Origin of the sequence: Flavobacterium glycogeni, assembly GCF_048286775.1 — a bacterium.
Taxonomy (GTDB): domain Bacteria; phylum Bacteroidota; class Bacteroidia; order Flavobacteriales; family Flavobacteriaceae; genus Flavobacterium.
The window spans coordinates 1-18,728 of record NZ_JBLVPV010000017.1; the positions used below are offsets into that span (position 1 = coordinate 1).

Consider the following 18,728-nt stretch of genomic DNA (forward strand, 5'->3'; position numbering starts at 1 on the left):
AAAGGTAAAATGTCCAACCACCTTGCGGTTAATCCGCAAATGGTTGCGAGTGCCGATACTCATCAAAGAAAAACTGGTCAAACGACGAAAAGGCGTTCCTCAGGGAAGCCCAATAAGTCCGCTTTTGTCAAACATTCTGCTCCACGAATTGGACAAAGAACTGACACGAAAAGGCTTGAAGTTTGTCCGTTATGCCGATGATTTCAGTATCTACACCAAATCGAGATACCAAGCCAAAACGGTTGGTAATGCCATCTTTCTGTTTTTGAGGGACAAGCTAAAACTGACCATTAATCTGGAGAAGAGCGGGATTAGAAAACCCATTCAGTTCACGATCTTGGGATTTTCGTTTGCATCGACCTATCAAAAAGGCGTTAAAGGCAGGTACCAGTTGACCGTAGGGGACAAAGCTTGGGCAAAACTCAAACAGAGTCTAAAAGAAGTGACGCGCAAAACCGCACCGAGAAGTTTCGAGGAACGCATCCGCAAAATCAACAAAATCCAACGAGGATGGTTAAACTATTTTCGGGGGACAAGTATTCAAGGAAAGTTACGAGATATTGATGGCTGGTTGCGTAACCGCCTGCGCTATTGCATTTGGACGGACTGGAAAAAGCCCGAACGCAAAAGGAAAAACCTGATGCGACTAGGGATTGACAAAGACCATGCTTATGCTTGGAGCAGAACCAGAAAAGGAGGATGGCGCATTGCACAGAGTCCGATTCTAACCACTACAATTACCCTGCAAAGGCTCAAGAAGAAAGGCTATCAATCAATGTTGGAAATCTACATGGAACTCAACCCATCACTTTGCGAACCGCCGTATACGAGACCCGTACGTACGGTGGTGTGAGAGGCGCACTCCGTCAGTTTCTGGCGGAGCCGTCTACTCGATTATGCGCTGTTCGTTTTAAAAATTATTTAAATCGTCATTTTGTTTATTCTTTTCTGTTATATTTTGGAGTTTAGTATCAATAACTTTTTCTAATGATTGTGAAATAGTGCTATTATAATTTTCGATTTCATCGTTAATGATATTTGTAGTATTTTCAATCTCTTTATGAACTGATGTTATCCATTTTTTTACTTCTGCTTTTTTATCATCAGATAATTTTTCGTTACCGTAGAATGTTTGATAGTTTACATGCATTTCTTTAGGAGAAAATGACAGTTCAACATTAAGATTTGAATTATAATTGGAAGGTGCACAACCCATTAATTGTGAGTCGTTAGGACTTGGATAAGTATACGTAATTCTTGCACAAGAATATTTTTCTCCAGAATATACATTATAAGTTCTTGGAAAAATTTCTGCTGGGACATCAATCATCATTACTTTTACAGTTCTATCTTGTAAATTAACACTCAAAGGCTTAACTGTAGCTTCTTTAGTTAATTTTGCTAGCAAATCTTCTTTAGATATTTTGGCAATTTCAAATTCAGTCATATATTGAATATCTGATTTTGCTCTATCTAATTTTTGTGTTAAATAATTTTTTAAATTGTTTTCTTTAAAAAGTTTCATACTTAGTATTTTGTATAGTTAAAATATTGATTTTAAAATAATATTGGTTCGAATTGCGCATAACTTGTTTACACGTCTGATGGCATCCGACTTATCCACCCTAAATTGGGTTGCTATGTCTGATAAGTATCAGTAGTTATTTATTTTCAAATATATAATAATTATCTTATAAATCATTAACAGAGCTTTTTATTTATTGGATGCTTTTCGTACTTATGGGAGTGTCGATTGAGTACGTTTTGCGTGAAGGATGGCAGTGGAGCTCTTTATTGTTTTATCCCGAAGGGTAAAAAAATAAAAGCGGGAACAAACAGCCTGACCTTGTTGCCGTAATACATAAAGTTATTTATACAATAGTGCTGCAACAAGGACACGCCCAAAAAAATGCAATCCTAAAAAAACCGATTGGCGTACACAAATCGGTTCGTATTTTAAAGAGGGTTTCCATTTATACAAATAAAACGTTCAATGCTTAAATAATGTTCGTCGCATTCAACACAGTTTTCATTGTTCGTGCTGCGCACGCAACGAAAACTTAGCTGTTGGCGGCTGTTATTATTTGTCATTACGTTCATGTCAACTTCAAGATTAAGTCGACAATTAATCCAACTATAATAATAGAAATGTTAAATAGTGAGTAGCCTAAAATGTAGGCGAAAAATGCCTTAACATAGCTGGATATTTTCGACTTGTCAAAAAATTGTCCAATTGCCCAAGTCGGATATGCAAATGAAATTACTGTCAAAATAACAATAAAAGCCTGCTTACTTAGTAGTCCGACAAAAAATGCTTCTAAGGTTAAAAATAGCATTCCTTGTCCCATTACAAAGCATATAAGTATCGTAATTTCGAACAGATTGTATTTGTATTTTCGAAATAGCAATCTCACACAAAGTGCAATAAAAACTCCCATTATGATGTTTGCGTAACCATAATGTGTCTGCATCCAATGCTGAATGTCACCGATACTTGATTTTACAAATAATAGCTTTTCTTTTTCGTTGTAAATTTTGTCAGCGTGGAAGAAATGAGCAATTAATGTATAGAGTAATGAGGTAAGAATAAGAAATGGAACAGGTTTTATGTGTTTATTCCTGTTTTCATCTATAAACTCTTTTATGCTAGTTCCAGGTCTGGTAAGTAACTCTTTCGCTGTGTAGAAAATACCTTTCTCAAAATGTAAAAGATGCTGGATTTCGTGAGAAATATAATGTTTGTCTATTCTTTTCAGTGTTGCAGATTGTCCACAATTGGGGCAATATTTTTCGGCTATTTGATTGTTACAGTTCTGGCAATTTAGTTCCATATATTTTCAAAAAAAATTAAAGATTTCTTGATTTAATTTCTTTATTCAGTAAACTTAAGTTTATCAATAAAGGAACAAAAGTTATAGGCAATGTGAAAAGAGGAACAAGTGTTGCAATAGAAACGTTTTTAAATCCTTTTGCTGCTAAAAGATAAATTAAAATAGCGATAGCTAATATGAAAATAATTCCGAAGCCAATCGAAACACTTTTTAGCAAACCTCTCTTTTTTATCAATTTTTCATTGGTCAATTCTTCGTAAATATTTTTCTTCATATAATTGGTTAACTTTTTATGCAAATCAAATTTAGATTATTTCTTATTTTAAATTTCGAGATTTCATTTCCTTTTCGAATGCTTTATTATTTTTCGAATTATCAAATGCTTTGAATGCAAAAAATAAAGGAATTAATGTAAAAAATCCAAAACTGTTTTTCACAATGCTGTAAATTATAATTCCAATCATCATTCCAATAAATACAGCATTAGTTATGGAAGCTGATTTTTTCTTTTTTCTTTTCTCTAATAATTCTTGGTCACTTATTTCAGTAAGTTCTTTTTCCGTCATTTGTCTAATTTCGTTTAGATGTTTTGTTTTTTTGCCGTTGTCGTTCTGAAATTTCTGCTAACTTGTTTATATGTGCGACTCAGTTGCGCATATACAGCCAATTGGACTTATACACGCCATAAAAGGCTTTTTCATTGTTGCGCTAATTTATAATTTTAATTCCTATAGTGTGCCAAATGGCGAAATTATTTTCTGAATACTTTTCGTACTTATGGATGTGTCGATTGAGTACGTTTCGCGTGAAGGATGGCCGTGGAGCTCTTTATTGTTTTATCCCGAAGGGTAAAACAATAAAAGCGGGAACAAACAGCCTGACCTTGTTGCCGTAATACATAAAGTGATTTGTAAAATAGTGCTGCAATAAGGACACGCCCAAAAATAATTAAATACCATAAAAAAAACCGATTGGCGTACGCAAATCGGTTCGTGTTTTAAAGGGGATTTTCGTTTATACAAATAAGCCTTCGATGCTTAAATAATGTTCGCCGGTGTCGTAACAAAAAGTCAGGACTTTGGCGTTTTCAGGGATTTCGGGTAGTTTTTTGGCCACTGCTGCCAGCGAAGCTCCAGAGGATATTCCTACGAACATGCCTTCTTCTTTAGCGGCTCTTTGGGCATAGGTAAACGCTTCGTCTTTGCTCACTTGAATCGTTCCGTCCAGCAAATCAGTATGCAGGTTTATGGGGATAAATCCGGCGCCAATTCCTTGAATAGGGTGGGGAGCCGGTGCGCCACCGCTGATAACGGGCGATGCTTCGGGCTCTACTGCGTACACTTTTAAGTTTGGGAAATGTTGTTTCAATAGGGTTGCACAACCTGTAATGTGACCGCCGGTTCCTACGCCGGTAATCAAATAATCCAAACCATCAGGAAATGCTTTTATGATTTCCAGAGCAGTGGTTTTTTTATGAATTTCGATATTGGCGGGATTCTCAAATTGAAGCGGTGACCAGGCATTAGGCATTTCGGTTACTAATTCCTGTGCTTTTTCCAGTGCGCCTTTCATCCCTTTTTCACGAGGAGTCAGCACAAATTCGGCACCATAAAGGCTCATGAGTCGGCGCCTTTCTATGGACATGGATTCTGGCATGACCAGCACTAATTTATAACCTTTTACAGCGGCAACCATCGCGAGTCCAATGCCAGTATTTCCGGAGGTAGCTTCAATAATGGTACCGCCTTCTCTTAACAATCCTTTTTCTTCGGCATCTTCGATCATGGCAAGCGCGATCCTGTCCTTGATACTGGCTCCGGGATTGGCACGTTCGAGTTTAATCCAGACATTATGATTTGTCCCAAACAAACGGTTGATTTTTACGTGCGGTGTGTTCCCTATTGTTTCTAGTATGTTGTTGTATTTTGTCATAATTTAGATGGAGAAAAAATTAATATCTTTTATTTCCTGCTGATTCAAAACGGTGTTTTTTGTGGATTGCATCACAAATGAATACGGATTCACACTCTTGGTAATAAACGTATTTCCGCCTATAATACTGTGGTTTCCTATGATTGTGCTACCGCCCAAAATGGTGGCATTGGCATAAATAATAACATGGTCTTCTACAGTAGGATGGCGTTTTTTTTCCTGCATGTTTTTCTCCACTTGCAACGCCCCTAAAGTGACTCCTTGATAAATACTCACGTGTTTTCCTATGGTTGTGGTTTCACCAATGACAATTCCGGTGCCATGATCAATGATAAAAGGAACATCAATTGTAGCACTTGGGTGAATGTCAATTCCGGTTTTACTGTGTGCATATTCGGTAAGAATACGCGGAAGCAGACAAGTGGTTCGGGAAGCAATAGCGTTGGCAATACGATAGACTTCTATGGCAAAAAAACCGGGATAGGAATTGATGATTTCCTGAATACAATCGGCAGCAGGATCCGTATCTAATATGGCTTGTGCGTCTTTTTGCATCGAAGTGTACAAGTCCGGAAGCGCGGTGTAAAAAGATTCGGCGTCATCCAGAATTTCATTGGCCGTTTTATCTTTTACAATCTCCGAAAGAATGGCAATAAAGTTGGCTTTGTTTTGGTCCAAAAGCAATTCGATTTGTATGGTTTCCAAAGCTTTCTCGGGAAATAATATTCTGAATAAATCATCAATCCAATTGATGATTTTGGAAGAATCGATGGCTCTTACCCAATTTTTATTTTGGTTTTCGTGTAGTGTGTTCGAAAAACGGATGGTTTCAGTATTCATTTATGGTATAATAAAATCGAAATGGCGTTAGTAAAAAGGCTCGAAATACAAATATAGAGTACAATACGATAGGTTCAAAACCTTGATTAGTAAATAAATGTTAATATGCTAAATTCCCACAAAATGGATGCTTTGTGTTGTAAATGGTGTTATGAAAAAATCCGATTGACTTTCGCCAATCGGATTTATAGTGCTGACTTCAAAAATGAATTATCTTAATTCTTGAAATGGTAAATAGTTTCAAAAATATTGACACTGCTTAATAAAATTTTTTCTAAAAGTTACTTAATAAATATCCTGTTTTTTGAATTAATAGCTTTGCTGAACATAGCGTCAAAAGTATAGTGTTTAATAGAACCGGATATCTTTTTTAATTCATTGATTTGATGTAAAGCCGAACATTTGATGGCACGTGACATTTTAATTATGTTGTCTGTGTTGTCATCAATCTCCAGTGTTAGTATAGATTGTATTATGTCTTTTTTCATGATGTGCCTCAACATTCCTTGCTCTGTAATAGCATTAAACTGATGGAACTTTTCTGCAATTCTCAAATTTTGAATGCCTTGATACATATAATTTGGTTGTTTGTCTAAAAAGGTTTTCTTCAAATTTGAAATTAAAGAATCATTGATGGTATGTGCTAAGCCAGCGGTTTCCACTTTTATAATCGAAAATTGAACAGGTGTATTTTTTTTGAAATGTACTATAGTATTTATACTTCGACTACTGGTTACAACAGTTGAAAGATGTTTTCTAAGAGTTGATTGGTGACCAGATATGCCAAAGCTGTGTTTGAAAGTTCCCTCAGTGCAGTACGCAAATACAATTGACGATGCACTTAATGATTCCATACTTAGCGTTACATCATCCGCAAATTTCAGGTTAACCTGAATCGAAGTAATACCATTTATAAAGGTTATCCCGTCAATATTTCCCTTAATCAAATTGGTATCTAACGCTAAATTAAATTCGTTGTTGTTTGAATTTAAAACTCCATTGAAAGAAGTTTCAAGTCCATTAAAAACTTCATTTATTGTTCCGGAATTTAGATAAATATTTTTCATAAGACATATATTTAAATAATTATAAAAAGAAAATGACTCCGTTTATTTTAACTGTTTTAAGTTATTCAAATTACGGAATTAGATCTAAAATTTTTGTTACGTAATTCTGTATAAAAGTTTCATAATTCATTGTTAATGTATTTATGTATAAGAGGATTAGGTAGTTGCAGTAGTTTAATTTGTTTTTTTTAGTAGGGTGAAGTTAAGAAACTACTTTTAACAGCGTTGTTTTGACGATTTCACAGTAGAGATACACTTCGTTATATTTTGGCTAAACCCATAAAAAAATCCGATTTGCTTTCACAAATCGGATTTCTATTTTTCTGTGGAGACGCGTAGATAGAGACGCACTGCAGTGCGTCTCTATCTACGCGTTGATTATTTACAAATGTATTACCTCACCATACGCATCAGCAACGGCTTCCATAACTGCTTCGCTCATTGTTGGGTGTGGGTGAATTGATTTTAGAATTTCGTGTCCAGTAGTTTCCAGTTTACGCGCCACAACTGCCTCAGCAATCATATCGGTAACTCCGGCTCCAATCATGTGACAACCCAACCATTCGCCGTATTTAGCATCAAAAATTACTTTTACAAAACCGTCCGGTGTTCCGGCAGCTTTCGCTTTTCCTGAAGCTGAGAATGGGAATTTACCAATTTTCAATTCGTATCCTTTTTCTTTAGCTTGTTTTTCAGTCAAACCTACAGAAGCAATTTCTGGAGTTGCATAGGTACAACCCGGTACGTTTCCGTAATCGATAGGTTCTACGTGTAATCCTGCAATTTTCTCCACACAATTGATTCCTTCAGCAGAAGCTACGTGCGCTAATGCTTGTCCTGGCGTAACATCACCAATAGCATAATAACCCGGAATGTTCGTTTGGTTGTAGGCATTTACCAAAATTTTATCTTTGTCAGTAGCGATTCCTACTTCTTCTAATCCTATGTTTTCAATGTTGGTTTTGATTCCAACAGCCGAAAGTAAAATCTCCGCTTCTAACACTTCTTCTCCTTTTGCTGTTTTTACAAATGCTTTAACACCTGCTCCAGTAGTATCAATTTTCTCAACGGATGAGTTAGTCATGATTTTGATACCAGCTTTTTTCAAAGAACGCTCCATTTGTTTCGAAATGTCTTCGTCTTCAACAGGAACTACATTTGGCATGAATTCTACAATAGTTACATCAGTTCCCATTGAGTTGTAGAAGTGTGCAAATTCAACTCCAATCGCTCCAGAACCAACAATAATCATTGATTTTGGTTGTGTTGGTAAAGTCATTGCCTGTCTGTAGCCAATTACTTTTACACCATCTTGAGGCAAGTTTGGCAATTCACGAGAACGTGCTCCAGTAGCAACAATGATATGATCCGCACTGTATTCAGTAACTTTATTGGCTGCATCAGTAACATCAACTTTCTTTCCTGGTTTTAGTTTTCCAAAACCATCAATCACGTCGATTTTATTTTTTTTCATCAAGAATTGAACACCTTTGCTCATTCCATCAGCAACACTACGACTGCGTTGTACAACAGCAGGGAAGTCTTTGTCAAATGATGAAACAGTCAATCCATAATCAGAAGCGTGTTTTAGATAATCAAAAACTTGAGCCGATTTCAATAAGGCTTTTGTTGGGATACAACCCCAGTTCAAGCATACACCGCCTAAGTTTTCTTTTTCTATTACGGCTACTTTAAAGCCTAATTGTGATGCTCTAATAGCTGTAACATAACCACCTGGACCACTTCCTAAAACTATAATATCGTATTTCATTTTTTTAGTATTTATTTTTTAATTGTAAAATGAAATTTGCAAAAGCGCATTTCATTTTGTGTGTTTTTCTTATTTAATTGATTGGGCGAATTTAAGGATTTATTCTGTTTTGAGAAAGTTTCAAAGTAATAAAGTGGCAAACTAACAAATTTTCAGAAAAACACCTTTGTTTTAAACAAACTGCAGCAGTGTAAATCCATATCTGTTATTTTTTCAGCCTTTGGACCTTTGAACCCTCGTAAAAAAAAGCAAGAAAATTTATGGCACGCGGATTACACTGATTCAGCGGATTTACACTGATTTTTACTCTTAATCTCTTTACCTCTTTGTGAAAAAAAAATGTATCACGCGGATTAAACGGATTTACACTGATTTTTTAAACCTTTGCAACTTTAATGCCTCGCAGCAAAAAAACTAATTCGCCACCGAAAACTGGGAATCATACAAGTTTTTGTAATACCCACTTTCGCGGTTGATTAATTCCTGATGCGTTCCTTGTTCTACAATCAGTCCTTTATCCATCACCACAATTTTATCAGCATTGACAATCGTTGCCAAGCGATGCGCAATCACAATGGAGGTTCTGCCTTTAGTAATCGTTTCCGTAGCACGTTGAATCAATTCTTCAGAATAGGTGTCAATCGAAGACGTGGCTTCATCCAGAATCAAAATACTCGGATTACTCACATACGCTCTCAAGAAAGCAATCAGTTGGCGCTGACCGGAAGAGAGCATAACCCCGCGTTCCTTCACATCAAAATCATAATTATCCGGCAAACTCATGATGAATTCATGGACGCCAATTTTTTTGGCTGCAGCCAAAACCTGTTCGCGACTTATTTCAGGACTATTCAAGGTGATATTATTGAAAATAGTATCGGCAAAAAGGAAAACATCCTGCAATACTACTGCAATTTGTTTTCGCAAGGAACCCAATGTGTAATTCTCAATATTGTGATTGTCAATATAAATAGAACCGCTGTTGATTTCGTAAAAACGATTCAGTAAGTTGATTATCGTAGATTTTCCGGCACCTGTAGAGCCTACAATAGCAATCGTTTGACCAGCATTAACCTCGAGATCAATTCCTTTTATCACTTCTTCATCCGGAATGTACCCAAAACGGACATTTTTAAATTCGATATCTCCCTTAAAGATTGGCGCTTCGATAATTCCGGTATCCTGAATTTGATCTTCGGTATCCAAGATGTCAAAAACACGGTTCGCCGCAATCATTCCCAGTTGCATCTCGTTGAATTTATCCGCAATTTGACGCAACGGATTGAATAACATCCCGATGAACATCGTGTAGGAAAATAAATCTCCAAAAGTGGTAAAATTATCTCCGTTTAATATTTTGATTCCGCCATACAATACAATAAAACCAAGCGTTAAAGATGAAATAATATCAGCAATAGGGAAGAAAATGGAGTTATAAAGAATGGTTTTTATCCACGCTTTTTTGTGTTTGTCGTTGATACTTTTGAATTTTTCGTATTCAATTTCTTCCCGATTAAAGAGCTGAACAATCTTCATTCCCGTTACACGTTCCTGCACAAAGGAATTCATGTTGGCAATTTGGGTACGCACTTCTTCAAAAGCGACTTGCATTTTCTTTTGGAAAATTCTTGTGAAATAAACTAAAATTGGCATTGCCACAATCACAATCCAAGTCAGTTTCCAGTTCATGTAGAACATAAAAGCCAGTACCACAACCATTTTCATCAAGTCACTGATAATCATGAACAATCCTTGACTAAAAATTCGGGCAATCGATTCAATATCCGAAACTGAGCGTGTTACGAGCTGTCCCACAGGAACGTGATCAAAATATTTCATTCGGAAACTTAGAATATGGCGAAATAATTTTGTTCGAATGTCTTTTACAATATCCTGACCGAGCCAGTTCGCCCAATACACAAAGTAAAATTGCGAGAATACCTCCAGTAAAAGTACAATTCCCATCAGGATTACATACAGTAATAATCCCTGTTGGTCTTGGGTCGCGATGTACCCGTCAACGGTTTGTTTCAATAAATACGGACGTAATGCCGCAAAAATCGATAGCGAAATGGCGAAAATAATCACACCGTTAAAACGCCATTGGTAGGGTTTGGTGAATTTTAATATTCGTTTGAATAATCGGGTATCAAATGCTTTTGCTTTCAAAATTTGAGTTTTGAGTTATGGGTTAGAAGTTAGAGGTTTATCCTGAAATCTGCTGTCTAAAATCTATTCTCTATTTTCTAAAATCTAAAATTGTACTCTATTTTGGTTAAATACAAACCATGCGCCGGAACCGAAAAACCAGCTTTATCTCGATTTTTACTTTCTATGATGGCCGTAAAATCAGCCAGTGTAATCTTGTGCAATCCTATGTTTACTAATGTTCCCACAATGGCACGCACCATATTTCGTAAGAAACGATTGGCCGAAATGGTGAAAGTTAAGTTGCCGTTTTCTTGTTTCCAATTGGCTTCAAAAATAGTACAGTCAAAAGTATTTACATCCGTATTGACTTTTGAAAAACATTGAAAATCAGTGTGATTGAATAGTATTTTTGCCGCTTGATTCATTAAATCGACATCTAACTTTTGATGGAAATACCAACTTTGTTCTTGCGAAAAAACATCTTTAAACGTATTGATATGGTATTCGTAGGTTCTTTTAGTAGCATCAAAACGAGTGTGCGCTTCATTATGAACCGGAATAATAGCATAAATCACAATGTCTCTAGGAAGAAAAGAGTTGAGTTTGTGCACTAAACTTGGAATGTCAAATGCTGCTTCAAAATCAAAATGAGCGAACATTTCCTTAGCGTGAACACCGGTATCCGTTCTTCCGGCTCCCATAAGATTGATGGTTGTATTCAATAACACCGAAAACGCTTTGTTCATCGTTTCCTGAACGGAGGCAGCATTGGGTTGGTATTGCCAGCCGTGATAATGGGTTCCGTTGTATGCTAATTTTATGAAATATCTCAAGTTAATTTTTTTGAAGTCACAAAGATACTTATTAATTTTTTTGCCACGAAGTCGCTAAGGCGCAAAGTTTGTTAAGTTTCAGTTTGATTTTTTATTTGGAATTCGAATGTCTAATTTTACCACAAAATCGTAGCCCTGATTGAAATGGAAATCCTTTTTATTTTTCTTTTAAAAATAAAAAGATTGAAGAGAAAAGCAGGACACGAGCGAAGCGAACTGACGAAGTAAATAGCTCCAGATTGCTTCGTACCTCGCAATGATACTATAAATATGAAAAAAATACTACTGCTTTCTGATACGCACAGTCATATTGACGATACGATTTTGAAATATGTCGCACAGGCTGACGAAGTTTGGCATGCGGGTGATATAGGTGATTTGGCTGTAACGGATGCGATAAAAAAGCTAAAACCGTTGCGTTGTGTCTATGGTAATATTGACGATGCAAAAGCCCGATTAGAGTTTCCGTTACACAATCGTTTTATGTGTGAAGGAGTGGATGTTTGGATTACGCATATTGGCGGTTATCCTGGGAAATACAACCCCAGTATCAAAGCGGAGATGGAATCGAATCCGCCAAAATTGTTTATTTGTGGGCATTCGCACATTCTGAAAGTCATGTTTGATAAAAAACATAATCTCTTACACATGAATCCAGGGGCGGCCGGGAAAAGTGGTTTTCATCAAGTGCGCACGATGTTGCGTTTTGTGATTGAGGGTGACAAAATCAAGGATATGGAAATTATTGAGATGGAAAAACGGGTGTAATTATTTTTTTTTGATAGGTAATAGGCACTTCAATAGCAACAGATGTACCGGAATCAATCTTTGAATGTATTGCGATAGTTCCTTTCAGATTATTTATTCGGGCTTTAATCTGGTTGATTCCGAAGCCCTCCAGAATATAAAATTTATCGGTGTCAAATCCTTTACCGTTATCCTCGATATCGATTTGAAGCGATTTATTGTTTTCTTGAATGGTTAATTTAGCCTGAGTCGCTTTACTGTGTTTTATGATGTTGTTTAGTAGTTCCATTATGATAAAATACATTTTAATTTCAAAATCTTCATTGTAACGTGTTTTTGTAGGCACAACAATTGCGTAATTGAATTGAATTGCAGAGTTTGAGTTTTTTTCACATAAATCTTCTAATGCATAAAATAAACCAAATCGTGCTAAAAGGGTTGGCATCAGTTCGTGTGATAAATCGCGAACTTGATCATGCGCTTCCTCTAATATGGCTTTGGTTTTTATGATTTCTTGAGAAATAATTTGGTTCTTCGAAGTGAAAGTGCTCAAGTGTAATCCTGCCGAAGAGAGTAAGGCACTAATGTTATCGTGTAAAAAAGAAGCTATTTTTTTTCGTTCTAACTCTTGTCCGTTAATAGATGCGTTGATTATATTTTGATGTACTTGGCTTTGAATATCTTTTAGTTTGTTTTTTTGTTTGAGTTTAGAATTTTCAGAAAAAATGTAAAAAAGGAAAAAGAATAATAGCAAAACTGAAATGATTCCAATTACAATTTTTTTGTTTCTGGATTGTTCCTGTATTAATAAATATTCTTTGGTTTTGTATTCATTTCCTATTTTATCGATTTCTCTTTTGTATTCGTCAATTTCAAGATTTATTCCGGCAACATTTGCTTTATTAAGTTTGTCTTCGTTGTTTAATTCGACCGTTAAATCATTGTAAAGCGCAAGATTTTTATACGCATTTTCATAATCTCCATTTTTTAATAAAAATTTAGAAAACTCATGATGGGAATACGATAAATCTGATTTTTCATTTCCTTCGTTCCCTAGTTTTATCGCATTTTGGAAAAAATACAGTGCTTTTTTTGGATCATTTTTATAGTTGTAATACATTCCATTGAGCATGTTCAGTGCAACAATGGTAGATTCATCGCCATATTTTTTGTGGTATTTGTTTATGTATTTTAAATAGGGGAGTCCCTCTTCATAACGACCAATGTCAAAATAGGCCCAAGTAATGTTGAGTTTTGTAAAAACGATTTGAGCTGAATCATGAATTTTAGTGCTGTATTGCAGTGATTTTTTGTAGTAGTAAATTCCTTTTTCGTATTGTTTCTTGTCAAAGCAATAAATGTTTCCCAAATTATTATTTAACCAATTTTTTAACTCATCATTATTGGTTTTATTCGCATGGGCTAACCCTTTATTGTAATAAAAAAAGGCTTTGTCATATTCAGACAATTGATCAAAATTTGCAGCAATCGTGTTATAGGCGTATGCAATGAGATTGTCATCTTTTAAAGCAATGGCATAACTTAAAACATGTCTTGATTTTATTAATGATTTTTCGAAATTCCCTTCTTTCATTAACTTAATTGCCTCGTTGGAAATCAAGGTAACTTCTTTTTTTGAAGGTGCTTTCTTTTGTGAAAAAACAGTGCTGCAAGAGAGATTCAGGAGTAAAATCAATACTATAACAATTTGTTTGTACCGCATAGAGAATTTAATTTTATTCTGTTTTGTGTGATTTTTAAGGGTTCTAATGTTTCATCCACGACTGATTAATTGAAAATTTAATTTGTTTCAGAAATAGTTTAAGAGGAAAACAAATGTGAATTTTAGCTTTCAGAATCCAGTTAAAGTTTCATAAAAAGTAAATCGTGTTTCTAATGGATTGCCATCGATTCAGGATTTAATTAATTTATGTTTAATGGCATATTTAACAAGACTTATGGAGTTTTTTGCATCTAATTTTTTCATTATATTTTTACGGTGAGTTTCAACAGTATTTACGCTGATAAACAGTTGATCACTAATTTCTTTACCGCTATATTCCAGTGATATCAATGTGATAATTTCTAATTCCCGATCCGTTAAAATAGAATTTACCGCAGACTCATTTTTTAGTAACTTTATATTGTCTTTTGTAACGGTACTAAATATTTTTTCCCGAACAGATTTGCAAAAATATTCTTCGCCTCTGGATACCGCTTGAATCGCTTCAACGATATTTTCACCGGCACATTTTTTTGTCAAATAGCCACTGCTACCCAATTTCATCACTTCTTTTATTATTCTTAAATCATCGTAACTGGATAAAACAATAATCTTGCAGGGGAATCCCTTTTTAGCAAATTCCTTGATGACTTCAATACCATCTTTTTCAGGCATATTAATATCTAAAACTAGAATATCTGCTTTGTTTAGGGTAACTTCATTGAAAATGTTGCCGCCATTGAGTGAAAACCCAACTACTTCAAAATTAGGGACGGTATGCAGTAAAGTCCGAATGCCATCAATAAGAATTTGATGGTCATCAGCGAGGTGAATTCTAATTTTTTGTAACATATCGTAATAGCTGTTTCCAAATTTATAAAAAAAATAGGAGAATATCATTTTATAAGAATTTTATTCTCTTTTTTTGTTAAAATAAAAAACAAAAGGTACAAAAAAACCCGAATTGTTACATTCGGGTTCTCTTCGCACTAATAAACTAAAGTTTATAGGTTTACCTCAATCTGTCCACAGATTTTACAAGATCTTCATCCTTTTTGATGGCCTTATTAGCCAAGACTAATAATACGATAGCTACTACAGGTAGAAACATCCCAATACCTTTCTCCGAAACAGCAGGTGTCTCTCCAGATAGATTTAGTGAACGATATACAAACAATCCTAATAAAATCAAATTTAATATGATATTCAATCTGCCAATAACAAATTGATTTTGTCTTTTTTTATAGGAAACAATACTTAATAAAGTTAGTGTCGTACTCAATCCCAATATTATGGTATAGACTTGACTTTGCATGAAATAAAACTCTTTTCCATCTTTCATGGTCCATAACGGAATAAAAAACAGTAAGATGCCTGTAACTACAAATGCAAGTAGTAAATAGATGGTCTGAATTCTTTGTATCATTTGTTAAATATCTTTTACAAAAATATATTTTCTTTTTTATAAATACTATTGTCTGATTAAATTTTATTCGTATTATTGCATCATAATACCGTAAGCACTTCATACTGCGGTTGATTCAATTTAAAGTTTACTACCTAATCTTTTAGATTATTCCCAATTAATTAAACTCATAGAACATTCATGTTTGATATTTCTGCATTAAAAGAAATGAAGCTTTCTGAGCTTCAAGAAATAGCTAAATCGGCTAAAACCATAAAATTTAACGGTGTGAAAAAAGAGACTTTAATCAGTCAGATTTTAGCGCATCAAGTGGACAACGTTGATTCGGCATTAGACACAAAAAAGGAAAGCGACCTTGAGGACGATAAGCCCAAAAGAGCTAGAATTGTTCCTGTTAAAAAAGTAGCCATTCAAAAAGCAGTACCAAATTCTCTTTTTGAAAAAGAAGAAATTGAGACAGAAGCAAATGTTCCTGTTGAAAATAACCTTCCGATTGAAGCTGTTTCAAAAGAAGAAGAGTCGGCTCCAAACCCGGAATCTGAAGGGAATGAGAAAAAAGTAGGTAAAATTATTAAATTTAATAAGTCAGCTTACGAAAAGAAAATTGCTTTAAAAAAGGATAAAGAAGAGGTTAAAGAAGCAAGTAAAGAGAATGTAGAGGCTACAGATACAGTAACTGAAGAGAAAACAGAAGCTCCTGCTGCTCCGGTAAAAAAGATCAATCCAAATCAATTACACAAACAAAATCCAAATCAGAACCCGAACCAAAACGGGAATCAAAATCCGAATTTTAAAAATAAGAAAAGTAATTTTGCTGCTTCTGATTTTGAATTTGACGGAATTATAGAAAGCGAAGGCGTTCTGGAAATGATGCCTGATGGATATGGTTTCTTACGTTCTTCAGATTATAATTATTTGGCTTCGCCAGATGATATTTATTTATCGACTTCTCAAATCAGATTGTTCGGTCTTAAAACCGGAGATACGGTAAAAGGCGTGGTTCGTCCACCAAAAGAAGGAGAGAAATTTTTTCCATTAGTTAGAGTTTTAAAAATAAACGGACACGATCCCCAAGTGGTTCGTGACAGAGTTTCATTCGAACATTTAACCCCAGTTTTTCCATCTGAAAAATTCAAATTGGCGGAGAAGCAAAGCACGATTTCAACTAGAATTATCGATTTGTTTTCACCAATAGGAAAAGGACAACGTGGTATGATTGTGGCGCAGCCTAAAACAGGTAAAACCATGTTGCTTAAGGAAATTGCCAATGCAATTGCGGCAAATCATCCAGAAGTATATTTGATTGTTTTATTGATTGATGAACGTCCGGAAGAGGTTACGGATATGCAACGTAGTGTGCGTGGAGAAGTAATTGCTTCTACATTTGACAGAGAACCGCAAGAGCATGTAAAAATTGCGAATATCGTTCTTGAAAAAGCAAAACGACTGGTAGAATGTGGACATGATGTAGTGATTCTATTGGATTCCATTACGCGTTTGGCGAGAGCGTATAATACGGTGCAACCTGCTTCGGGTAAAGTATTAAGTGGTGGTGTGGATGCGAATGCATTGCAAAAACCAAAACGTTTCTTTGGGGCAGCCCGTAACGTTGAAAATGGAGGTTCATTGAGTATCATTGCTACTGCATTGACTGAGACTGGTTCGAAAATGGATGAAGTTATTTTTGAAGAATTTAAAGGTACTGGTAATATGGAATTGCAATTGGACAGAAAAATTGCCAACAAACGTATTTTCCCGGCGATCGATTTAACTTCTTCAAGTACAAGACGTGACGATATGTTATTGGATCAAAAAACATTGCAACGCATGTGGATTATGCGAAAATACCTTTCGGATATGAATCCAGTGGAAGCAATGGATTTTATCAATGATCGTTTTAAGAAAACGAAGAATAATGAAGAGTTTTTAATCTCAATGAATGATTAATCAATAGCAATTGCAAAAATCAATATCAGAAAGGAATTTTTGAAATTTATAGTCAATAAAAAAAGTTCCAATTTCAAATTAGAAATTGGAACTTTTTTTATTGACTATTGCCATTGTTATTGCCATTGCTTTTTGAAACTTATTCTTTACGTTCTAATAAAGCCATATAAAACCCGTCAAAACCAGACTCTGAAGCCAATATTTTTTGGTCTTTAATAAAATTGAATTGTTTTCCAATGTCAGTTGTCAAGAAACGAGCAATTTGTTCTTGATTTTCGGATGGTAATATAGAACAAGTTGCGTATACTAATTTTCCTCCCGGTTTTACAATTTTAGAATAACTTTCTAAAACTTCCGATTGTACTTTACGAATGTTGTCAATAAACTCCGGTTTTAATTTCCACTTAGCATCTGGGTTTCTTTTCAAAACTCCTAATCCGCTACAAGGTGCGTCAATTAAAACACGGTCTGCTTTTTCGTGTAATTTTTTGATGATTTTTGTCGAGTCAATAATACGGTATTCAATATTGAAAGCACCGTCTCTTTTGGCTCTGATTTTTAATTGCTTCAATTTGCTTTCATACAAATCCATAGCGATTAATTGTCCTTTGTTTTCCATCAAAGAAGCAATATGCAATGTTTTTCCACCTGCTCCAGCGCATGTATCAACAACACGCATTCCAGGTTTTACGTCAAGGAAAGCCGCCACTAATTGTGAATTGGCATCCTGAACTTCAAAGAAACCTTGTTTGAAAGCGTCGGTCAAGAAAACATTGGCTCTTTCTTTCAGTACCAAAGCATCGGGCTGATTTTTAAGTGTTTCCGTTTCAATGTTTAAATCCATCAAAATAGCACGAAGCGCTTCTCTTGTGGTTTTAAGTGTATTTACTCTTAGGATTACTCTGGCTGGTTGGTTTTGAGCTGCTATTTCAGTTGCCCAAACTTTTTCACCTAGTTCTTTAACTCCCAATTCGTCCATCCAGTCCGGAATAGATTCTTTTAAAGCTCTTACTTTGGAAAGTTCATCAAAACGTCCTTTTATTTTTCTTTCTGGAGTTCCTTCCAGTTGGCGCCAATCCGGAATAGGATAGCCTCTTAATACTGCCCAAACGGAGAACATTCTCCAAAGATTGTCTCTGTCAAAAGGTTCTTTTACTTCGGCTATTTCTGCGTATAATCTTTTCCAACGTACAATTTCGTAGATGGTTTCGGCAACAAACTTTCTGTCAGAGCTTCCCCAACGTTTGTCTTTTTTTAAGGATCGTGCTACCACTTTATCAGCATATTCGCCTTCGTTAAAAATGGCATTTAATGCGTCAATGGTAGTATAAACTAAATTTCTGTGTAATCTCATTTTAAATAATTGAGGTGCAAAGGTACTATTAATTGATTGAATGTTATATTTTTAATAATGAATGTTGTTTTTTAATTTTTTGGCATAAAAAAACACTGTTTTTAAA

At 35.1% G+C, this 18,728-nt stretch carries 17 protein-coding genes; 3 read left to right on the plus strand and 14 right to left on the minus strand.

All coding sequences use genetic code 11. From position 1 onward, the window contains the following. A partial coding sequence (locus ACNQGX_RS13080; protein ID WP_417976921.1) for a reverse transcriptase domain-containing protein occupies positions 1-853 on the plus strand: 853 nt, incomplete at its 5' end. Between the two features lie 57 nt (positions 854-910). On the opposite strand, the gene ACNQGX_RS13085 is transcribed toward ACNQGX_RS13080, so the two are convergent. From ACNQGX_RS13085 to truA, 10 genes are all read right to left on the minus strand, one after another. Then, positions 911-1,525 (minus strand): hypothetical protein, encoded by a 615-nt coding sequence (locus ACNQGX_RS13085; protein WP_417976923.1) that lies wholly within the window; start codon positions 1,523-1,525, stop codon positions 911-913. A gap of 571 nt (positions 1,526-2,096) precedes the next feature. Next, positions 2,097-2,831 (minus strand): DUF3667 domain-containing protein, encoded by a 735-nt coding sequence (locus tag ACNQGX_RS13090; protein WP_417976925.1) that lies wholly within the window; start codon positions 2,829-2,831, stop codon positions 2,097-2,099. A gap of 16 nt (positions 2,832-2,847) precedes the next feature. Next, on the minus strand, positions 2,848-3,105 hold the full coding sequence (locus ACNQGX_RS13095; protein ID WP_417976927.1) for a hypothetical protein: 258 nt from the start codon (positions 3,103-3,105) through the stop codon (positions 2,848-2,850). Positions 3,106-3,148: 43 nt separating this feature from the next. Next, a complete protein-coding gene (locus tag ACNQGX_RS13100; protein ID WP_417976928.1) occupies positions 3,149-3,397 on the minus strand; it encodes an FUSC family protein in 249 nt (82 codons plus the stop codon). Between the two features lie 448 nt (positions 3,398-3,845). Further along, positions 3,846-4,763, minus strand: coding sequence for a cysteine synthase A (gene cysK, locus ACNQGX_RS13105; RefSeq protein WP_417976930.1), 918 nt, complete (start codon positions 4,761-4,763; stop codon positions 3,846-3,848). Positions 4,764-4,766: 3 nt separating this feature from the next. Continuing rightward, positions 4,767-5,603, minus strand: a complete 837-nt coding sequence (locus tag ACNQGX_RS13110; protein WP_131917283.1) for a serine O-acetyltransferase — start codon at positions 5,601-5,603, stop codon at positions 4,767-4,769. Positions 5,604-5,884: 281 nt separating this feature from the next. Continuing rightward, on the minus strand, positions 5,885-6,670 hold the full coding sequence (locus ACNQGX_RS13115) for a hypothetical protein (RefSeq protein ID WP_417976932.1): 786 nt from the start codon (positions 6,668-6,670) through the stop codon (positions 5,885-5,887). A gap of 382 nt (positions 6,671-7,052) precedes the next feature. Beyond that, the gene (gene lpdA, locus ACNQGX_RS13120) at positions 7,053-8,441 is read right to left on the minus strand and encodes a dihydrolipoyl dehydrogenase (protein ID WP_417976934.1); all 1,389 of its coding nucleotides are present in this window, start codon (positions 8,439-8,441) and stop codon (positions 7,053-7,055) included. Positions 8,442-8,855: 414 nt separating this feature from the next. Beyond that, complete coding sequence (locus ACNQGX_RS13125; RefSeq protein WP_417976936.1) at positions 8,856-10,610, minus strand: ABC transporter ATP-binding protein; 1,755 nt, start codon at positions 10,608-10,610, stop codon at positions 8,856-8,858. A 77-nt stretch (positions 10,611-10,687) separates the two neighbouring features. After that, positions 10,688-11,425: a tRNA pseudouridine(38-40) synthase TruA gene (gene truA, locus ACNQGX_RS13130; protein WP_417976938.1), complete on the minus strand. Its 738-nt coding sequence runs from the start codon at positions 11,423-11,425 to the stop codon at positions 10,688-10,690. Positions 11,426-11,695: 270 nt separating this feature from the next. On the opposite strand from truA, the gene ACNQGX_RS13135 reads away from it, so the two are divergent. After that, positions 11,696-12,193, plus strand: a complete 498-nt coding sequence (locus tag ACNQGX_RS13135; protein ID WP_417976940.1) for a metallophosphoesterase family protein — start codon at positions 11,696-11,698, stop codon at positions 12,191-12,193. On the opposite strand, the gene ACNQGX_RS13140 is transcribed toward ACNQGX_RS13135, so the two are convergent. The 3 genes from ACNQGX_RS13140 to ACNQGX_RS13150 form a co-directional block, all read right to left on the minus strand. Beyond that, positions 12,168-13,895, minus strand: a complete 1,728-nt coding sequence (locus tag ACNQGX_RS13140; protein WP_417976942.1) for a tetratricopeptide repeat-containing sensor histidine kinase — start codon at positions 13,893-13,895, stop codon at positions 12,168-12,170. The two genes, ACNQGX_RS13135 and ACNQGX_RS13140, sit on opposite strands and share 26 nt — an antisense overlap. 189 nt (positions 13,896-14,084) lie before the next feature. Further along, positions 14,085-14,747 (minus strand): response regulator, encoded by a 663-nt coding sequence (locus ACNQGX_RS13145; protein ID WP_417976944.1) that lies wholly within the window; start codon positions 14,745-14,747, stop codon positions 14,085-14,087. 160 nt (positions 14,748-14,907) lie between these two features. Beyond that, the gene (locus ACNQGX_RS13150; protein WP_417976946.1) at positions 14,908-15,321 is read right to left on the minus strand and encodes a DUF4293 domain-containing protein; all 414 of its coding nucleotides are present in this window, start codon (positions 15,319-15,321) and stop codon (positions 14,908-14,910) included. 180 nt (positions 15,322-15,501) lie between these two features. On the opposite strand from ACNQGX_RS13150, the gene rho reads away from it, so the two are divergent. Beyond that, complete coding sequence (gene rho, locus ACNQGX_RS13155) at positions 15,502-17,268, plus strand: transcription termination factor Rho (RefSeq protein WP_417976948.1); 1,767 nt, start codon at positions 15,502-15,504, stop codon at positions 17,266-17,268. A 139-nt stretch (positions 17,269-17,407) separates the two neighbouring features. Here the strand turns inward: rho and ACNQGX_RS13160 are convergent, their stop codons facing one another. Next, positions 17,408-18,622 (minus strand): RsmB/NOP family class I SAM-dependent RNA methyltransferase, encoded by a 1,215-nt coding sequence (locus tag ACNQGX_RS13160; RefSeq protein ID WP_131917291.1) that lies wholly within the window; start codon positions 18,620-18,622, stop codon positions 17,408-17,410. Positions 18,623-18,728: the final 106 nt, after the last annotated feature.